The sequence below is a fragment of the Neobacillus paridis genome (assembly GCF_016765675.1).
In the GTDB taxonomy this organism is placed as follows: domain Bacteria; phylum Bacillota; class Bacilli; order Bacillales; family Cytobacillaceae; genus Neobacillus; species Neobacillus paridis.
Genome location: NZ_JAESWB010000005.1, coordinates 47,007 through 65,330 on the forward strand (window position 1 = coordinate 47,007; position 18,324 = coordinate 65,330).

14 protein-coding genes are annotated in these 18,324 nt (G+C 41.7%); 12 read left to right on the forward strand and 2 right to left on the reverse strand.

Going from position 1 to position 18,324, the window contains the following annotated elements:
• Positions 1–77: 77 nt before the first annotated feature.
• A complete protein-coding gene (plsY, locus tag JK635_RS00300; RefSeq protein ID WP_202651282.1) occupies positions 78–677 on the reverse strand; it encodes a glycerol-3-phosphate 1-O-acyltransferase PlsY in 600 nt (199 codons plus the stop codon).
• 299 nt (positions 678–976) lie between these two features.
• Here plsY and JK635_RS00305 point away from each other — a divergent pair, with 299 nt between their 5' ends.
• From JK635_RS00305 to JK635_RS00360, 12 genes are all read left to right on the forward strand, one after another.
• Entirely contained in the window at positions 977–1,792 is an 816-nt protein-coding gene (locus JK635_RS00305; RefSeq protein ID WP_202651283.1) for a sensor histidine kinase, read from the forward strand.
• An 85-nt stretch (positions 1,793–1,877) separates the two neighbouring features.
• Positions 1,878–2,294 (forward strand): CoA-binding protein, encoded by a 417-nt coding sequence (locus tag JK635_RS00310; protein WP_202651284.1) that lies wholly within the window; start codon positions 1,878–1,880, stop codon positions 2,292–2,294.
• Between the two features lie 227 nt (positions 2,295–2,521).
• Entirely contained in the window at positions 2,522–4,501 is a 1,980-nt protein-coding gene (gene parE, locus JK635_RS00315) for a DNA topoisomerase IV subunit B (RefSeq protein WP_202651286.1), read from the forward strand.
• Positions 4,498–6,957, forward strand: a complete 2,460-nt coding sequence (gene parC / locus JK635_RS00320; protein ID WP_202651288.1) for a DNA topoisomerase IV subunit A — start codon at positions 4,498–4,500, stop codon at positions 6,955–6,957. The genes parE and parC overlap by 4 nt, the downstream gene beginning before the upstream one ends.
• A 118-nt stretch (positions 6,958–7,075) precedes the next feature.
• On the forward strand, positions 7,076–7,825 hold the full coding sequence (locus JK635_RS00325) for a YybI family spore inner coat protein (protein ID WP_202651290.1): 750 nt from the start codon (positions 7,076–7,078) through the stop codon (positions 7,823–7,825).
• Positions 7,826–7,964: 139 nt separating this feature from the next.
• Positions 7,965–8,414, forward strand: coding sequence for a MarR family winged helix-turn-helix transcriptional regulator (locus tag JK635_RS00330; protein WP_235887791.1), 450 nt, complete (start codon positions 7,965–7,967; stop codon positions 8,412–8,414).
• Between the two features lie 16 nt (positions 8,415–8,430).
• A complete protein-coding gene (locus JK635_RS00335) occupies positions 8,431–10,158 on the forward strand; it encodes an ABC transporter ATP-binding protein (protein WP_202651292.1) in 1,728 nt (575 codons plus the stop codon).
• Positions 10,155–12,044, forward strand: coding sequence for an ABC transporter ATP-binding protein (locus tag JK635_RS00340; protein ID WP_202651293.1), 1,890 nt, complete (start codon positions 10,155–10,157; stop codon positions 12,042–12,044). Before JK635_RS00335 ends, JK635_RS00340 begins: the two co-directional genes overlap by 4 nt.
• A gap of 159 nt (positions 12,045–12,203) precedes the next feature.
• On the forward strand, positions 12,204–12,911 hold the full coding sequence (locus tag JK635_RS00345; protein ID WP_202651295.1) for a response regulator transcription factor: 708 nt from the start codon (positions 12,204–12,206) through the stop codon (positions 12,909–12,911).
• Positions 12,905–13,933, forward strand: coding sequence for a sensor histidine kinase (locus tag JK635_RS00350; RefSeq protein ID WP_202651296.1), 1,029 nt, complete (start codon positions 12,905–12,907; stop codon positions 13,931–13,933). Before JK635_RS00345 ends, JK635_RS00350 begins: the two co-directional genes overlap by 7 nt.
• A gap of 146 nt (positions 13,934–14,079) precedes the next feature.
• Positions 14,080–14,844 (forward strand): ABC transporter ATP-binding protein, encoded by a 765-nt coding sequence (locus JK635_RS00355; protein WP_202651297.1) that lies wholly within the window; start codon positions 14,080–14,082, stop codon positions 14,842–14,844.
• The gene (locus JK635_RS00360) at positions 14,834–16,783 is read left to right on the forward strand and encodes an FtsX-like permease family protein (protein ID WP_202651298.1); all 1,950 of its coding nucleotides are present in this window, start codon (positions 14,834–14,836) and stop codon (positions 16,781–16,783) included. Before JK635_RS00355 ends, JK635_RS00360 begins: the two co-directional genes overlap by 11 nt.
• Before the next feature lie 397 nt (positions 16,784–17,180).
• On the opposite strand, the gene xerS is transcribed toward JK635_RS00360, so the two are convergent.
• Entirely contained in the window at positions 17,181–18,263 is a 1,083-nt protein-coding gene (gene xerS / locus JK635_RS00365; RefSeq protein ID WP_202651303.1) for a tyrosine recombinase XerS, read from the reverse strand.
• Positions 18,264–18,324 lie beyond the last annotated feature (61 nt).

The following is an 18,324-nucleotide window of genomic DNA, read 5'->3' on the forward strand; positions in this document are numbered from 1 at the left end:
TCATTATTTTACATTAGTTCAAATGAATGGAATGGTTGAAAAATGAAAATTTTATGAAAAAAGGCTGCAGCGTAAAGCTACAGCCATTTAATTTTTGGTTCCGTTTTGCTCATTATTCGTTTTATATTCGCGCGGTGTCGGTAAACGACAAATGATGCTAACAGGATGATAACAATGAGAAGTGGGAAATCCCATTTGCTGATGATTCCGGAAATGATGACGTAAATAACCGCAACAAGTGCGGCAACCATCGATGATAGTGATACATATTTTGTGATATATAAAGAAATGAAAAAAGCGAGAATCAGCGTAGCAAATAAAAACGGCGCATAGCATAGGATGACCCCGCCTGAAGTCGCCACGGCTTTTCCGCCACGAAAGCTGGCAAAGATCGGGTAAGTATGACCAAGAACAGCTAAAACTCCTGGTATTAATGGATGTAAGTGAACCGATAAAATCAACGGTAGTGCTGTTGCAAGGGTACCTTTTAGAATATCCGCGCTGGTCACGACCAATCCTGCTTTAACTCCAAGAGTCCGAAATGTATTCGTGCCCCCCAAATTGCCACTCCCATGTTCACGAATATCAGTATTGTAGAAAACCCTTCCAATAATCAAGCCTGAAGGAATCGATCCGAGTAAATAGGCAAGAACTAAGATGGAAATAATCTGAACCATGTAAAATTACTCCTTTAGAAAAAGATCAAGCTATTTAATTTTACACCATGAAATAATGAAAATCACCATATGTTTCTATTTTTCATGATAATTTATCTAATTTTGTATGATTAGAGTCATTTTTTTTACAATTATATGGACAATTTTCAAACCATTTGTTAATTCGCCCCGTGTCATATATCTTAGGCTGTTGAAATAGGTTAAAATAATTTTAATGAAGTCGATATATAACTGGTAACTATATGTTTATAATATGGACCGATTGATCATATCAAGTTTTTTTAAAATGAGGTGAGCTTATGAGTAATAGTAATGAAACAGAGATCAACTACCGTGAATTAGCGGAAAAATATGAGGCTATTAATCGTATCCTAGAAAAACGTCTAGAGGAGGAAATTCGGAAAAACCACGAGAAAGACCAAATTATCATCCAACATTCCCGGCTGGCGGCCATGGGTGAAATGATGGCTAGTATCGGTCATCAATGGCGGCAGCCGTTAAACAGCCTATTGCTCTTGGTTCAAGATGTCAGAGATGCGTTGGAATATGGAGAAATAAATGAATCTTATATCGACCGTTTTACCCGGGAAAGCACGATCCAGATTAAGCATATGTCCCAAACGATTAGAGATTTTCGCAATTTTTATAAACCAAATAGTGAAAAAACCACTTTTTCCGTCGGAGATGCGATTGAGGACGCGCTGTCAATTTATTCGCTAAACCTACAAAATCATGGTATTAAAGTAGAATTTGAAAATAGAGGGCAACAGGTAGCCTATGGGTATCCAAATGAATTCAGTCAAATCGTGCTGAACATTTTAGCAAATGCTCGTGATGCCTTTATCCAAAAAGAAATCGCGAATCGAAAAATTATGATTAAAATTAAAGAAACGACAGATTTTATCACGGCAGAATTCACCGATAATGCCGGAGGGATCGATGCGGCTTTTCTTGAAAAGGTATTTGAACCAAATTTCACGACCAAACCACATGGTTCTGGGCTCGGATTGTACATGGCCAAGACCGTAATTGAGCGAATGGATGGCAGTGTATCCGTTGAAAACGTCGGAAACGGAGCGCAGTTTAGACTTTCCATTCCCAAACCCCAGTTTTAGGCTAAGCTTCATGAGCCATTTAGTTGTGTAATATTTACAGAATCAGATAAAATATAGTTAATTCATTGATATTGGGGTGGAATAGATGACGATTGAAAATCCTAGCCGCGAAGAAATCAAGGAGATTTTAAAAAAAGCAAAACGGATTGCTGTAGTTGGATTAAGCAATAACCCAGAAAGAACTTCTTATCAAGTTTCAGCCGCCATGCAAAAGGCCGGTTATGAAATTATTCCGGTAAATCCTACCATTGATGAGGCACTTGGTGTCAAAGCTGTCGCCTCGTTAAAGGATATCGAAGGTCATGTAGACATTGTGAATGTATTTCGCCGCTCAGAGCAGCTATTGGATGTGGCCAAGGAATTTGTCAACATTGATGCTGATGTTTTTTGGGCACAGCAAGGCCTCGTAAATGAACAAGCCTATCAGTTCCTGAAGGAAAAGGGTTATACTGTTATTATGGATCGCTGTATAAAAGTGGAACATGCCCTAACGAAGGCGTAAGGAATTTTCGCTGCCAGACATCTGGCAGCTATTTTTTTCCCTAAAAAACGACTAAAAATACCATATAAAATAGACGATGATACATATAACTATTTGCTAAATCAAAATAAATCGCTAAAATAAGGCATAGACTCTTGGATTTGTTATGATAAAATGAACTTAGCGCAAACATTAGTTCTTAATGTAAAATGGAATAGTGGTCTTGTAAGTATGAAAGGGGAATTTTAGTGGCAAGAATTCAACAAGCTTTTGATTATAATGATGATGCCATCCAAGTACTTGAAGGGCTGGACGCCGTTCGCAAGCGTCCCGGGATGTACATTGGCAGCACTGATTCGCGCGGACTTCATCATCTTGTTTATGAAATTGTCGATAACTCCGTCGATGAAGTGCTTGCGGGATATGGCGATCATATTATCGTTAAAATACACAAAGATAACTCAATCAGCGTCGTCGATAAAGGGCGCGGCATGCCGGTGGGAATGCATAAAATGGGAAAACCAACGACGGAAGTCATCCTCACCATTCTTCATGCCGGCGGAAAATTTGGTCAAGGCGGCTATAAGACAAGCGGTGGTTTGCATGGTGTCGGTGCTTCCGTCGTCAATGCGTTATCTGAATGGCTGACTGTTACGATTAAACGAGACGGGTTTATTTATCAACAGCGCTTTGAGCATGGCGGAAAGCCAGTCACGACGCTCGAAAAAATCGGGAAAACAAACCAAACGGGAACGACGATTCACTTTAAACCGGACCCGACGATTTTTTCAACTATCACGTTTAATTTTGAAATCCTATGTGAGCGTCTCCGCGAATCCGCTTTCCTGTTAAAAGGCTTAAAGATTGAAATTTTTGATGAACGCAATGATTTGCATGAGGTTTTCCATTATGAAAATGGCATCGAGGCGTTTGTCAAATATTTGAATGAGGAAAAAGATGTCCTTCATCCTGTTGTCAGCTTTGAAGGCATTCAAAATCATATCGAGGTGGAGTTTGCTTTTCAATTTAATGATGGTTATTCAGAAAACATCCTCTCGTTTGTAAACAATGTCCGGACAAAGGACGGAGGGACACATGAGGTCGGGGCGAAAACCGCATTGACTAGGTCGTTTAACGATTATGCCCGTAAGGTTGGCCTGTTAAAAGAAAAGGATAAAAACCTGGAAGGATCTGATATCCGTGAAGGGTTATCGGCGATTATTTCCGTTCGCATTCCTGAGGAACTGCTGCAGTTCGAAGGACAAACGAAGGGGAAATTGGGCACAAGCGAAGCACGATCAGCAGTAGACGCAGTTTGTTCCGAGCATTTATCCTACTTCTTAGAGGAAAATCCCGATATCAGTTCCCTCTTAATTAAAAAGTCCATTAAAGCATCGCAGGCGCGGGAGGCAGCAAGAAAGGCCCGGGAAGATGCCCGGAGCGGCAAGAAACGCAAACGCTCGGAAACCTCTCTTTCAGGCAAGCTGACGCCAGCGCAATCGCGCAACCCGCAAAAAAATGAACTTTACCTGGTTGAGGGTGACTCTGCGGGAGGATCGGCGAAACAAGGTCGTGACCGGCGTTTCCAAGCGGTCCTGCCGCTTCGCGGTAAAGTCATTAACACGGAAAAGGCCAAGCTGTCCGATATCTTTAAGAATGAAGAAATCAACACGATTATCTATACGATCGGTGCCGGGGTCGGCTCCGACTTTACGATTGAAGATATCAATTATGACAAAATTATTATCATGACCGATGCGGATACGGATGGGGCCCATATTCAAGTATTGCTATTAACCTTCTTCTACCGCTATATGAAGCCGCTCGTGGAAGCCGGCAGGGTCTATATTGCCCTTCCGCCACTTTACAAGGTTAGCCGCGGGGCTGGTAAAAAAGAAGTGATAGAGTACGCCTGGAATGAAGAAGAATTGCAGGCTGCCATCAAAAAGATCGGCAGAGGCTATATCATCCAGCGCTACAAAGGGCTTGGCGAAATGAATGCCGACCAGCTCTGGGAAACAACGATGAATCCGGAAACAAGGACACTGATCCGCGTGAAAATCGATGATGCTGCCCGGGCGGAGCGGCGAATCACAACGCTAATGGGTGATAAAGTTGAACCGCGCCGCAAGTGGATTGAAAATAACGTTTCTTTCGGCTTGGAAGATGACGATACAATTTTAGAAAATGAAAATATTATGGTTTCCGAAGGGGGCTACGAAGGATGAGCACGCCAGAAAAATTCCGTGTCCTCCCTTTAGAAGAGGTTCTCGGCGACCGCTTCGGACGGTACAGTAAATATATTATTCAAGAACGGGCCCTGCCGGATGTCCGTGACGGGTTGAAACCGGTGCAGCGCAGAATTTTGTATGCGATGCATGTGGAAGGAAACACCCATGAAAAAGGGTTCCGAAAAGCAGCCAAAACGGTTGGTAACGTGATTGGTAACTATCATCCTCATGGCGATACATCTGTGTATGAAGCGATGGTGCGGATGAGCCAGGACTGGAAGGTTCGAAATGTATTAATTGAAATGCATGGTAATAACGGCAGCGTCGATGGCGACCCGCCAGCAGCGATGCGTTATACCGAGGCCAGATTGTCAGCGATTGCAGCTGAATTAATGCGTGACATTGAAAAACAAACCGTCGACTTTATTCCAAACTTTGACGATACGGCAAAGGAACCGACGGTAATGCCGGCCTTGTTTCCGAACTTGCTGGTAAATGGTTCGACTGGTATTTCAGCTGGCTATGCAACCGATATCCCGCCGCATAACCTTGGTGAGATTATTGACGGTGTGATTATGAAAATGGAAAAGCCGGATGTATCCGTTGATGAACTAATGACGGTTATTAAAGGTCCAGATTTTCCGACAGCTGGCATCATTCAAGGAATCGAAGGGATTAAAAAGGCCTATGAAACTGGTAAAGGAAAAATCATTGTCCGTAGCAAGGCAGAGATTGAAGATATGCGCGGCGGTAAGCAGCAGATTGTGATCAGTGAAATCCCATACGAAGTGAATAAAGCAAATCTCGTCAAAAAAATGGATGAATTTCGCCTTGATCGTAAAGTCGAGGGGATTTCCGAGGTTCGCGATGAAACAGACCGTACCGGCCTCCGTATCGTCGTTGAGTTGAAAAAAGATGCCGATGCCGCCGGGGTTTTGAATTATTTATATAAAAACAGCGATCTTCAGGTTACCTATAACTTTAATATGGTGGCAATTTACAACAAACGTCCGAAGCTAATGGGCTTGCGCGAGCTGCTTCAAGCATATATTGAACATCAAAAGGATGTCGTCACCAGAAGAACGAAATTTGATCTGCAAAAAGCACAGGAACGACAGCATATTGTTGAAGGCTTGATGAAGGCTTTATCAATTCTTGATGAAGTGATTGCGACGATTCGGGCATCAAAGGATAAGCGCGATGCCAAGGATCATTTAATCGCCAAATTTGCTTTTTCCGAAGCCCAGGTCGAAGCTATCGTTTCCTTACAATTGTATCGTTTGACCAATACAGACATCACCGCACTTAGAAACGAAGCGACCGAACTGGAGAAGAAAATTGCCGAATTGACAAGCATTTTAGAAAGTGAGAAAAAGCTTCTATCCGTCATCAAAAAGGAATTAAAGGATGTCAAAAAACGCTTTGCTGATCCACGCCGTTCGAAAATCGAGGCGGAAATTGAAGAGATTAAAATTAACCTGAAAGTCTTGGTTCCTAGTGAGGACGTTATCGTGACGGTCACAAAAGAAGGCTATGTAAAACGAACAAGCCAGCGTTCTTTTGCTGCTTCGAACGGCCAGGATTTCGCCATGAAGGAAACGGACAGACTGTTAGCTCAGCTTGATATGAATACACAGGACGTCTTGCTGCTATTCACTAATAAGGGCAATTATTTACACTGTCCGGTTCATGAACTTCCGGATATTCGTTGGAAAGACCTTGGACAGCACATTGCCAATATCATTCCGATTGACCGTGATGAGGTAATTATCAAAGCGATTCCGGTTAAGGATTTTGACACGGAGGACTTCCTGCTGTTTGTCACGAAAAATGGCATGGTCAAGAAAACGGAATTAAAGCAGTATAAAGCACAGCGTTACTCCAAGCCGCTTGTTGCCATTCATCTCAAGGAGGATGACCAGGTGATCAATGTCCATCAAACCGATGGAGCGAAACAGCTGTTCTTGATCTCTCATCTCGGCTATGCCTTGTGGTTCGACGAGGAAGAAGTTAGTAATATCGGTGTCCGGGCAGCCGGGGTAAAGGGAATGAACTTAAAGGACGGCGACTATATCGTCGATGGCCAGCTCATTTCTCCTGACAGCAGTGATGCTGAATCGATTGTCGTTGTAACACAGCGCGGTGCGGTAAAACGGATGAAATTATCCGAGTTTGAAAAAGCTACCCGGGCTAAGCGCGGCCTTGTCATCCTCCGAGAATTAAAAGCGCACCCGCATCGGATTACCGGCTTTACGGTCGCCCGTGAACAGGATGAGATCTTCATCCAAACAGAAAAAGGGTATATCGAAATGTTAAAAACCGGAGAAATTCGTTTTAGTGACCGCTATTCCAATGGTTCGTTTATCCTGGATGAGACCGAAAACGGCAAGGTGGTCGACCTTTGGAAGGTGGAAGCGGCGCTGACTCCAAGTGAAGCAGATCGCACAGATTGATATTTTTGCTGTTAGCAACAGCTTAAAAAAGATTCTCTAGAAATTAGAGAGTCTTTTTTTCATCTTTTTCCCAAAGTTGGGCATAATAGCATGTATCGATGGAACGGGAGGCAAAAAGATGAAAAAAGAAACATTTTTAGCTTTTGTCGCGCTTTTTCTACTGACACTGACCAGTGTTGTCTATGCCTTGGAAGAAACGACAAAAACGGTAACCATTGCGGAGCAGAAAGCAGATATAACAGGGGATCGGGAATTGGATACGATTCTGTTAAAGGGTGTTCCATACCAGGATGAAACTGATTATTTAAAGCAAATTTTTCTTGAAGTTTCAGCGTCTAATGGAACAGCGTACACCATTCCTTTGGAAAGCGGCGCAAAAGCGTCATTCCAATTGGTTGATATGAACGATGATGGTGTAAAAGATCTGTTTTCAAGTGTACAAACAGGCGGAAGCGGCGGAATAGTCTTAAGCTATTTACATTCCTTAAAGGATAACGTTCTTGTCGATTTACCTGTGCCTGATCCAGTTGAGATCGATAGTCACTTTTTGAATGGTTATCAGGCTGAAATTAAAATCAAACAGACGGGAAAAACCTACCGCTTCCTTTTAAAGGATCGGAAATCATACTATAAAAAGCTGGGACTATATTATAAAGGGAAATTAAACGAACCAACCGAGTTGATGGTAAATTCCTATCACAGCCTCAAACCTATTACCTTGAAAGATGGCAAACTGGGACTTAAAGGGGTGCAGAGAGTAGCAGGAATCGCCAATGCTGATACGATTGCTTATGTCGAGTCAACCTGGGCCTATCTGAATGGGAAGTGGAAATTGGATAACGTTAAGGTATTGGAAAAAGACCAGTAGGTGAACAACACAGGGAGATCCTGTGTTGTTTTTTTCTATAAAATTGACAGCCCGTTTTTTTCGCCATATAATTAAGCATGCTAATTAATAAGTAACTTAACTATTAGTAAACTTAACTATTTACAGTGAGGTGACAATCATGGCAACGATGGAGAGTCAAACCGCCCAGAAATTACTGCAGTCGTTTATGCAATTTCGGAAAACCGCTCGTTATATGAGTCATATAGCCGGCTATAAGCCCAGTGAATTTAAGGTTTTGGCAACGATTGAACGTGGCGCTAACAACCAACAGACAGAAATGAAAGTATCAGAGATTAGCCAGCAATTACAGGTCACTCCGCCGACCGTTACTCAAATCATTAATTCGCTGGAAAAAGCCGGATTAGTTGAGCGAACGGTAGACCCGGAAGATCGGCGGGCGGTAAAAATCAAATTAACCTCTGCTGGAGTAGAAACAACCAAAAGAATAAGGGAGGCATTCACGGAAATTCTCCTCAACCTAATCGATTATCTTGGTGAGGAAGAAAGTGAACAATTAGCCGAATTACTTTCCAAAGTACATCATTATTTTCAAGAATTAAACCGTTAATGGAGTGGTATGATCAATGAATAAATTGATTAAATATTTGAAACCCTTTCAACTGCCGATTTACTTGGGCCTCGGCCTGGTTCTTCTGCAGTCTTTAGCCGAATTATATTTACCGACGTTAATGTCTGATATTGTGGATAAGGGAGTCGTTACCGGCGATACCCAATACATTTGGAAAATAGGCGGCTTGATGCTGATTGTAGCTGCCGGCGGGATGATTTGCTCTGTCATGGCCAGCTTTTTTTCGGCAAAAGCCGCCTCGGGATTCGGAAAATCATTGCGAAGCAAGCTTTTTTCCCACGTTGGTGATTTTTCGTTACAAGAGTTTGATCAATTCGGTACGGCTTCGCTCATTACCAGAACAACGAATGATATCACCCAAATCCAGCAGGTGCTAATCATGATGTTGCGGATGATGGCAATGGCCCCAATGATGTGTATTGGCGGTATTATCATGGCTTTGTCCAAAGATACAAAATTAACGCTAGTCCTTGCCGTGGCGATTCCGATCCTGTTGTTGATTATTTTAATCGTCCAGAAAAAAGCGATTCCGCTGTTTAAAGCGATGCAGGTGAAACTCGATAAACTGAACCGCGTCCTTAGGGAAAATTTAACGGGAATCCGGGTCATTCGTTCTTTCAACCGAATTGACCATGAGAAAAAGCGGTTTGATCAGGCGAACTGGGATTTAACGGCAACGGCCATCAAGGTAAATAAAATCATGGCGGCGATGATGCCGACGATGATGATTATATTGAACCTCACCACCGTCGCTATCATTTGGTTCGGCGGCATCCGCATCGACCACGGGCATATGGAAGTTGGCGATATGATGGCTTTTATCCAATATGCGATGCAAATCATGTTTTCTTTCTTAATGCTGGCGATGATGTTTGTGATGATTCCACGGGCATCCGTATCCGCCGGGAGGATAGTCGAGGTGCTTGATACTGCGGCTGATATCAAAGACCCGGTCAATCCAATTGCACCAAAGCAAGAGCGAGGTGTAGTAGAATTTCAAAATGTCAGCTTCAGCTATCCAGGCGCGGAAATGCCGGCCATTTCTAATATTTCTTTTAAAATGAATCCAGGCGAGGTGACCGCGATTATTGGCGGAACCGGATCAGGCAAATCGACGCTGATTAATTTGATCCCCCGCTTTTATGATGTCGATTCCGGCAAGGTTCTTATTGATGGCACCGATGTCCGCGAAATGACCCAGGAAAGCCTGCGGCAAAAGATAGGCTTTGTCCCGCAGCAGGCCGTGCTGTTTTCCGGGACCATTGCAGAGAACATTCGTTACGGCAAAGAGGAGGCGACCGATGAAGAAATCCGGCATGCGGCTGAAATTGCGCAAGCAGCAGACTTTATTGCCAAAATGCCGGAGGGCTACAGTACGATGATTGCCCAGGGCGGAACAAATGTTTCCGGCGGACAAAAACAGCGGCTTGCAATTGCTCGTGCCCTTGTAAGAAAACCGGAAATCTATGTTTTTGACGATAGCTTTTCCGCCCTTGACTTTAAAACCGATGCCAAGCTGCGTGCTGCCTTAAAAGAGGAAACCGGGAATGCCGCCGTGTTAATCGTTGCTCAGCGCGTCAGCACGATTATGGATGCAAACCAAATTATTGTCCTGGATAATGGCCAAATTGCAGGGATCGGAACGCATAAACAGTTGATGGAAACAAGCGAGGTTTACCGGGAAATTGTGATGTCACAGCTGTCAGAGGAGGAGATTGCATGAGTAAGAATGGAAAAGAACAACAAGCTGAGCATCGCGGGGGCCCGCAGGGAAGAGGCGGCGGCTTTGGGCCGCACGGCATGGGAATGCCTGTCCAAAAAGCCAAGGATTTCAAAGGAACGCTGAAGCGATTAATCACCTATTTAAACCCATATAAAGGACAGCTGTTAGCCGTTTTTATCACAGCGATTATCAGTACCATTTTTTCCATCGTCAGCCCAAAAATTATGGGGAAAGCTACGACCAAACTTTTTGAAGGCTTGATGATGAAATTTAAAGGGGTACCCGGTGCGAAAATTGATTTTGACTATATCGGCAATATCATCCTCTTACTGATTGGTCTCTATCTTCTAAGTGCTGCCTTTGCCTATGTCCAGCAATACATCATGGCAGGTGTGGCGCAAAAGACGGTGTACAATCTGCGTAAAGAAGTAGAAGATAAGCTAAACAAGTTGCCATTAAAGTATTTTGATGCTCGAACACACGGGGAAATCTTAAGCCGTGCGGTTAACGATGTCGATAATATCAGTACAACCCTGCAGCAAAGCTTAACCCAGCTGATTACATCCGTTGTTACATTAATTGGGGTAATAGTAATGATGCTTTCCATCAGCCCGCTGATGACACTGATTGTTGTCGTGACCTTACCGCTCAGCTTTGTGGCCACGGCCAGCATTGCGAAAAAGTCGCAGCGTTATTTTAAGGGGCAGCAGGTTTCCCTTGGCCAGCTCAACGGTCATGTGGAGGAAATGTATACTGGTCATAAAATTATCAAAGTGTTTGGTCATGAGAAGAGATCAATCGAAAAATTTGAAGCAATCAATGATCAATTGTACAATGCCGGTTGGAAGGCACAGTTTGTTTCTGGGATGATCATGCCCATCATGTCATTCATCAACAATATTGGGTATGTGCTCGTATCGGTGGCCGGCGGTATTTTGGTGACGAAAAAGGCGATAGAAATCGGCGATATTCAAGCATTTATCCAATATGCGCGACAATTTTCACAGCCGATCACGCAAACAGCGCAAATCACAAACATCATCCAATCCACCATTGCCAGTGCGGAGCGGGTGTTTGAAATCCTTGATGAGACGGAAGAGGTGTCGGAAGCGGCTTCACCTAAGGTCATTGCTGAACCAAAAGGTAAAGTTGAATTTGCGCACGTGTCCTTCGGCTATAAAGCGGATGAATTGTTAATCGAAGACATGAATATTTCCGTGAAACCCGGTCAAAAGATTGCCATTGTTGGACCGACTGGCGCTGGAAAAACGACGCTTATCAATCTATTAATGCGTTTCTATGAAGTAAACTCAGGTAAAATATTGATTGACGGCATTGATACAAGGGATATGAAGAGAGCAGATTTGCGCGGTTTGTTTGGAATGGTGCTGCAGGATACATGGTTATTTAACAGTACAATTCGTGATAACATCGCCTATGGCCGTGAAGGGGCGACGGAGGAGGAAATCGTTGCTGCAGCGCGGGCGGCGAATGCTGATCACTTTATTCGGACACTTCCGGATGGTTATGACACCATTCTAAACGAGGAAGCGTCTAATATTTCACAGGGGCAAAAGCAGCTGTTAACGATTGCCAGGGCGATATTGGCCAATCCACCGATGTTAATCTTGGATGAGGCAACAAGTAGCGTTGACACCCGGACGGAGGTACAAATTCAAAAGGCGATGGACCGTTTGATGCAAGGCCGTACAAGCTTTATCATTGCCCATCGTCTATCGACCATCCGCGATGCCGATCTCATTTTAGTGATGAACCATGGAAAGGTCATTGAGAAAGGAAATCACGAAGAACTGCTGGCTCAAGGCGGTTTCTATGCAGATTTATATAATAGCCAATTTTCCGGCAGGATGAAAAATGCTGGATAGTTAACTGCACATATAGCTTAGGAGGCATTTTGCTTTCTAAGCTTTTTTTTACACCCATTGTTCTCCCCAAAATGTTACTATAAGGAAAGGAAACCAGACCTTGTATTTCTACGCCGGATATACAGACCAATAGAACTAATTTTTATAGGAGTATCAACGATGTACAAAATTTTGTTGATTGAAGACGATGTACAGCTAAGCAATCTGATTCAGGATCATTTAAAGCGCTACGGTTATTTGGTGTACCAACCTGTGAATTTTACGAATATAGTTGAGGAGTTTACCAGATTACAACCGGATCTCGTTTTACTCGATATTAATCTGCCATATTATGACGGCTATTATCTATGCCGAAGTATTCGCAGCCAATCCACTGTCCCCATTCTGATTATTTCTGCACGCAGCCAGGAGCTGGATCAAATAATGGCAATCGAGCTGGGAGCGGATGACTACATAACAAAGCCGTTCACGTTTGAAATGCTGCAATCCAAGGTCAAAGCAGCAGTCCGGAGGGTGTACGGAGAATATGCCGCAAAGGATTCCAACAACACCTGTGTTGGGGCACTTTGCCTTGATGCGAATACCCTTACGTTAATGTACCTTGAGAAAAAAGTTGAACTCAGCAAAAACGAATATAAATTGATGAAAAAATTAATCGATCATCACGATGCCTTTGTCTCACGGGAAGAGCTGATTGAAGAGGTGTGGGATGCGGTTACATTCGTCGATGATAATACGTTAACGGTTAATATCACGAGAATGAAATCAAAGCTTGCTGAACTAGGGATAAAAGATGCTATAAAAAGCCGAAGAGGAGCGGGATATCTACTTCACATTCCGGGAGCTAACGGAGAGGAACCATGCTAAAAGCTATTTTAATCCAATTTTTAAAAGACCGAGCCCTTCTCATTCTATTTTATTTAATCAGCATGACATGCATCATTACGTTTTTTCACCTGAGTGAACCGGCTAACACGGAGTTTTTTTATCCGCTGTCGATTGGGATCTTTTTATTAATCGTCTACCTGGTAATTGATGGGGTCCGCTACTATCAAACAAACCGAGCTATTCAGTTTTTGTTGCGGGATCAATATGCCGAATTACAGCCGCATACTGAGGAGGAAAAAGCGTTTCAGCAATTATTACATAAAATCATCACTGAACACACTAGTAAATACAATGAAATGAAAGAACAGAATAAAGAAAGATTCTATTTTTTATCGCATTGGATGCATTATTTAAAAACACCGGTTTCCGTTATCGAACTGATAATTAGTAAGGAGGAGGAAACAAAGGAAACAGGTGTATTTTTAGAAAAACTGCAGCAGGAAAACAAACGGCTGCTGACGTCGATCGAACAAGGACTGACGATGATTCGAATGGAAAGCTTTGAAACTGACTTGGAAGTAAAGTCTGTTGATTTACTCGCTTCATTAAGAAAAATTATTAACGGACGGAAAAGGGAATGTATCTATCAATCTATCTTTCCATCCCTTGAATGTGAAGGAACAGCCGCCTATGTTGTCACCGATTCAAAATGGAACGAGATTTTATTAGATCAAATTCTCTCCAACGCCATTAAATACTCCAGTTTAAAAAACGGAAACAAAAAAATTATTTGCCGTATTGAGGAAAATGCAAAGTATACGACGTTATCGATTACAGATGAAGGTGCGGGTATCCCACCGTATGATCTTGAACGAGTATTTCAGCCATTTTTTACAGGAGAAAACGGCCGGAAATTTGCCAATTCCAGCGGCATCGGACTCTATCTTTGCAAAAAAATTGCCGATAAACTTGGTCAAACTATTTCCATTGAATCGAATGTTTCTGCAGGGACAACCGTCATCATTCACTATGTAACGGGAAAAGGACCATCTGTCATTTAATAGAAAACCGTAGTACCGGGCTAACGGTCCATTGCCTTACAAAAATGTAAGGTTTCTTTAGCTTACACGATGGCTGTGCCTACACGTGTACTTTAGAATGTGAGTAAAGGCCAACCACGACGGTTTAATGAAATGGAGGAAAAACGATGGTCATATTAGAAGCTGATAAAATCGTAAAAATTTATGGGGAAACAAGCGGCGAGAGTGTCACGAAAGCCCTTTCTGGAATTAGTCTATCCGTGAAACAAGGAGAGTTTGTTGCGATTATGGGTCCGTCTGGGAGCGGAAAAACAACCCTGCTTAACATATTAAGCGGAATTGACAAACCTACATCCGGTGTGATGACAATCGCTGGTCATGCAATAAATAAAATGAAAAGGGATGAATTGGCGCTGTTTCGGCGCAAACAAATAGGCTTCGTGTTTCAGGAATTTAATCTTCTTGATAGCTTAACCGTAAAAGAAAATATTATTTTGCCAATGGTTCTCGAAAAGAAAAGTGCAGCTGAAATGGAAGAAAAGGTGCAAACCCTTGCCGGCCTGTTTGAGATCGAACCGATCTTACAAAAATATCCCTACAATATTTCCGGGGGCCAGCAGCAGCGAACTGCCGTCAGCCGTGCCCTGGTAAACAATCCAGGCATTATTTTTGCTGATGAACCGACAGGAAACTTAGACTCTAAATCGTCGACCGCGATTATGGAATGTTTTGAAAAAATTGTTCAGGAACTAAAAACTACCGTTCTCCTCGTCACTCATGATGTATTTGCTGCCAGCTATTGTCAAAAGGTGATCTTTATTAAAGATGGTCACATCCATTCCTACATTGTTAAAAAAGGAAGCAGGAAGGAATTTTTAAATCAAATTATAGATAATCTTGCTGTCCTGGGGGGAAGAACCTATGACATTTAAGCAAATCGTCTGGAAAATGGCAAAGGTTCAATATAAAAAATATCTAATTTACTTTCTATGCAACAGTTTTGCCGTCATGTTTTTCTTTATGTTTTCAACCGTTTATTTTAATGAACGAATAATCGAAGCGAAGAAATTAGACGGGATTCAGGATGCATTAGCTGTGCCGGCGGTTGCCCTTGTTGTCTTTACTGTATTTTTTATCAGTTATGCTCATAATGTTTTTATGAAAAGAAGGAAAAGTGAGTTTGGACTGTTCATGACACTAGGAATGTCGCATCGTGACATAAGCAAATTGTTATTGCTGGAAAATGGAGTCATCGGCCTATGTTCGATTGTTACTGGTATTATCGGGGGTGCCATTTTTTCGAGATTATTCTTTTTGCTGTTAATGAAGAGTGTCGGTTTAGAAGAAATTCCTTTCCATTTTAATGGCAGCATGTTTTTATACTCTATTGCTACCTTTGCCCTTGTATTCTTAGCAGCGGTAGGGAAATCTCTCTTTTTTACACTGAAAAAGGATGTCATTCAAAGTTTAAGGAGCAACAGGACTGCCGAAACGATAAAGCTGAAAAGTCCCTTATTTGGAGGCTTTGGACTGGTAATGATGTTTGGGTCAATCCTGATGCTGTATTTTTCCTTTTCTAAATCAAATGGAGGAGAACTGCTGCTTTGGACGATCGGAGTGTTAATAGGCTTGTATATCAGCCTTAATCAGTCCGTAAGTTTCTTAATCGAACTGGCGAAAAAAAATAAACCCTTTTATTATCGCAGGCTCTTATTACTAACGAGTCTAGATTATAAATTTAAACAACTGACCTCCATCCTGATGCTCGTGACTGTGATGATTATGGTTACGATTATTTATACTACCTTGTTACTGACAATCTATCAATCATCGGAAAAAGACGCAATCGAAGGGAATCCTTATGATATTGCTATTGTTCAGGCAAAAACGAAAAACAATTTGTCGTCCGAAGAGATTTCTTCGATCATCAATAAACAAGACAACCCCATCAAACAACATCTTAAGATGCCAATCTTTTATTCCATTCAAACACTTCCTGGGGTAGAAGGGTATTTCACGAATGTCGTCATATCGGTGGATGATTTTAATAAGTTAACGTCTCAACAGAAGCAGCTGCAAGAGAGGGAGTATATCAATTATATAAATGAAGCTCCCGAATATGTTGGCAACAGTAATGATGATCATCAGGAACTGGCTTTTAACATTGGAAGTAAGGAACGCACCTATCAACAAAAGGGCATGATTGCTGTAAAAAGCATCAACAATTTAAGTTATCTACATGAATTCATCATCGTAAATCAAGCTGAATTTGAGCTGCTGAAAAAGAATGCGGATGGATTTGCGGCTGAAATTCAATTATTTAATGTGGCCAACTGGAAAAACACAGCAGACGTTGTGGAGATATTGGATAAAAAGGTTAAACACTACAGCAAAACAGCCCCGCAAATTGCTGATCGGGCTGGTATCCCTTCTCAACAGGAATTTTTTCAGATGGCTTCTAAAATCGATTCATATCAATATCATAAAAATTCCAGTGGCATATTGTTCTGCGTAATCTCTTTTTTAAGTGTCATTTTTTTCTTTGGGACGTTCATTCTGCTTTACTTAAATCTTTTTTCTGAACTGGATTTGGAACAAGCCAAATATCAAAAACTTTATAAAATTGGCATCACCGCCAGGGAAGTAAAAAGATTCATTTCCAATGAGTTGGCAACTCTGTTCTTCATCCCCTTGGTTCTCGGAACGACGTTAGCCTATCTATATGTTGCTATTTTGGCTACGGATGTTGGCGGGATTATGAAAAATCCGGAAATTTTGTTGCATTTCGTTATCATTGCCAGCGGTTATCTATGCATTCAAGCGGGATATTTCTTTTATGCAAGGAGGAAGATGTGCACAAATATAATATAATGTAATATTCCGAAAATGAGCGTTTAGCTGGTCGTTAGATCCTCTAAACGCTTTTTTGAAACTTTTTATAAAATGTTTCGTAAAGAAACTAAGAAATGAAACAGGGGAGGGGAGGAGCATGCGCTTTTACTCCAAAAAGGGACTTTTCATTGGCGCAATATTATGGGGAACGATCGCTTTTTTGATAGGAGCCTTTTTTGTTTTACCGGGCGGACCAGAAGGGAAGGGGGAGACCGTCACGGCTGTTAAAATTGTGCAATTTTGTTTTCCGTCTCACTATCTTAAGTATACTTAACAATTGAGACAAAATAAAAATATTTAATATAATAATATTATGTAAACTATTAAAATGAAGAAATAGAAGGGGATAAGCTGCCATTCTTAACCAGCAGCTTCTCTATTGTTCCTTTGGCATATCCATCTTATCAACAGCAACCTTCAAATCATCATTTCGAATATGTGTGTAAATCATCGTTGTTTGAATTGATGAATGACCTAATTGCCGGCGTAATTTTGGGACATCATTGATTTCCGCATGATATCTGGTAGCAAATGAATGTCGTAATTTATGTACAGATAATGCCGGTTTACCAAATGCCACCGCATATTTTTCAACCAATTTTTCAACGGATCTTGCCGTTAACCGTCTAGATTTTCCTTTTGGACCCATTGGTGCCGCTACAAACAAGGCTTTATTATTTTTATCAACCTGGTATTTAATTGTCCTAACCGCAAGATATTCCTGTAAATCATCCATCGCAATCTGACTAAAAAAAACGAACTGTTCTTTATTGCCTTTCCGGATCACTCTGGCGCAATACTTACTGAAATCAATATCATCGAGATCGAGGCCAACCAACTCAGATAACCGCAGCCCCGAGCCCAAAATCAGCGAAATAATTGCTGTATCACGTTCCTTATTCAATTGATAGAAGTTGGCAATTTTCTTATTATCTTTGTTTAATTCACCGTAATCACGGGCGACAAATTGGCGGAACTGCTCATATTCATCGCCAAGCAGGATTTTTCCTTCCATTTTATTCGCCCGCGTTTCGATTGTTTCCTTGATTTCATTAAATTCAATCTTGGCCATGACATTACGGTTGATATAGGGCTTAAGATCAGGTGTTTCCGCAATATTCTGCAGATAATTAAATAGTGATTTTAACGCCGAGAGTTTGCGGTTAACCGTTAATTCTTTATTATTCAGCTCATAATGAAGAAAATTTAAGAAGCCTTCAACTTCCAGCACCGTCAATTGCTCCAAGCGTTCTAATGGAATATCCTTAATGCTACCAATCCAAAGCTGTTCGGTAATCATCCAATTGAAGAAGATTTTGTAATCATGACAGTAATTGAACAATGACGCAGTCGATAATTTTCTTAATTTGTGATTGATGTATTCTTCAACATACCAAGGAAGCTCATTTAATAATGCTTGCAGTTTTTTAAAATTTTGCTGCTTTGCTGGATTTACCATAATAACCTCCATTCCGCCGCTAACGCTGGCGGCACTAACACCTCACTGCTATATTTTACCT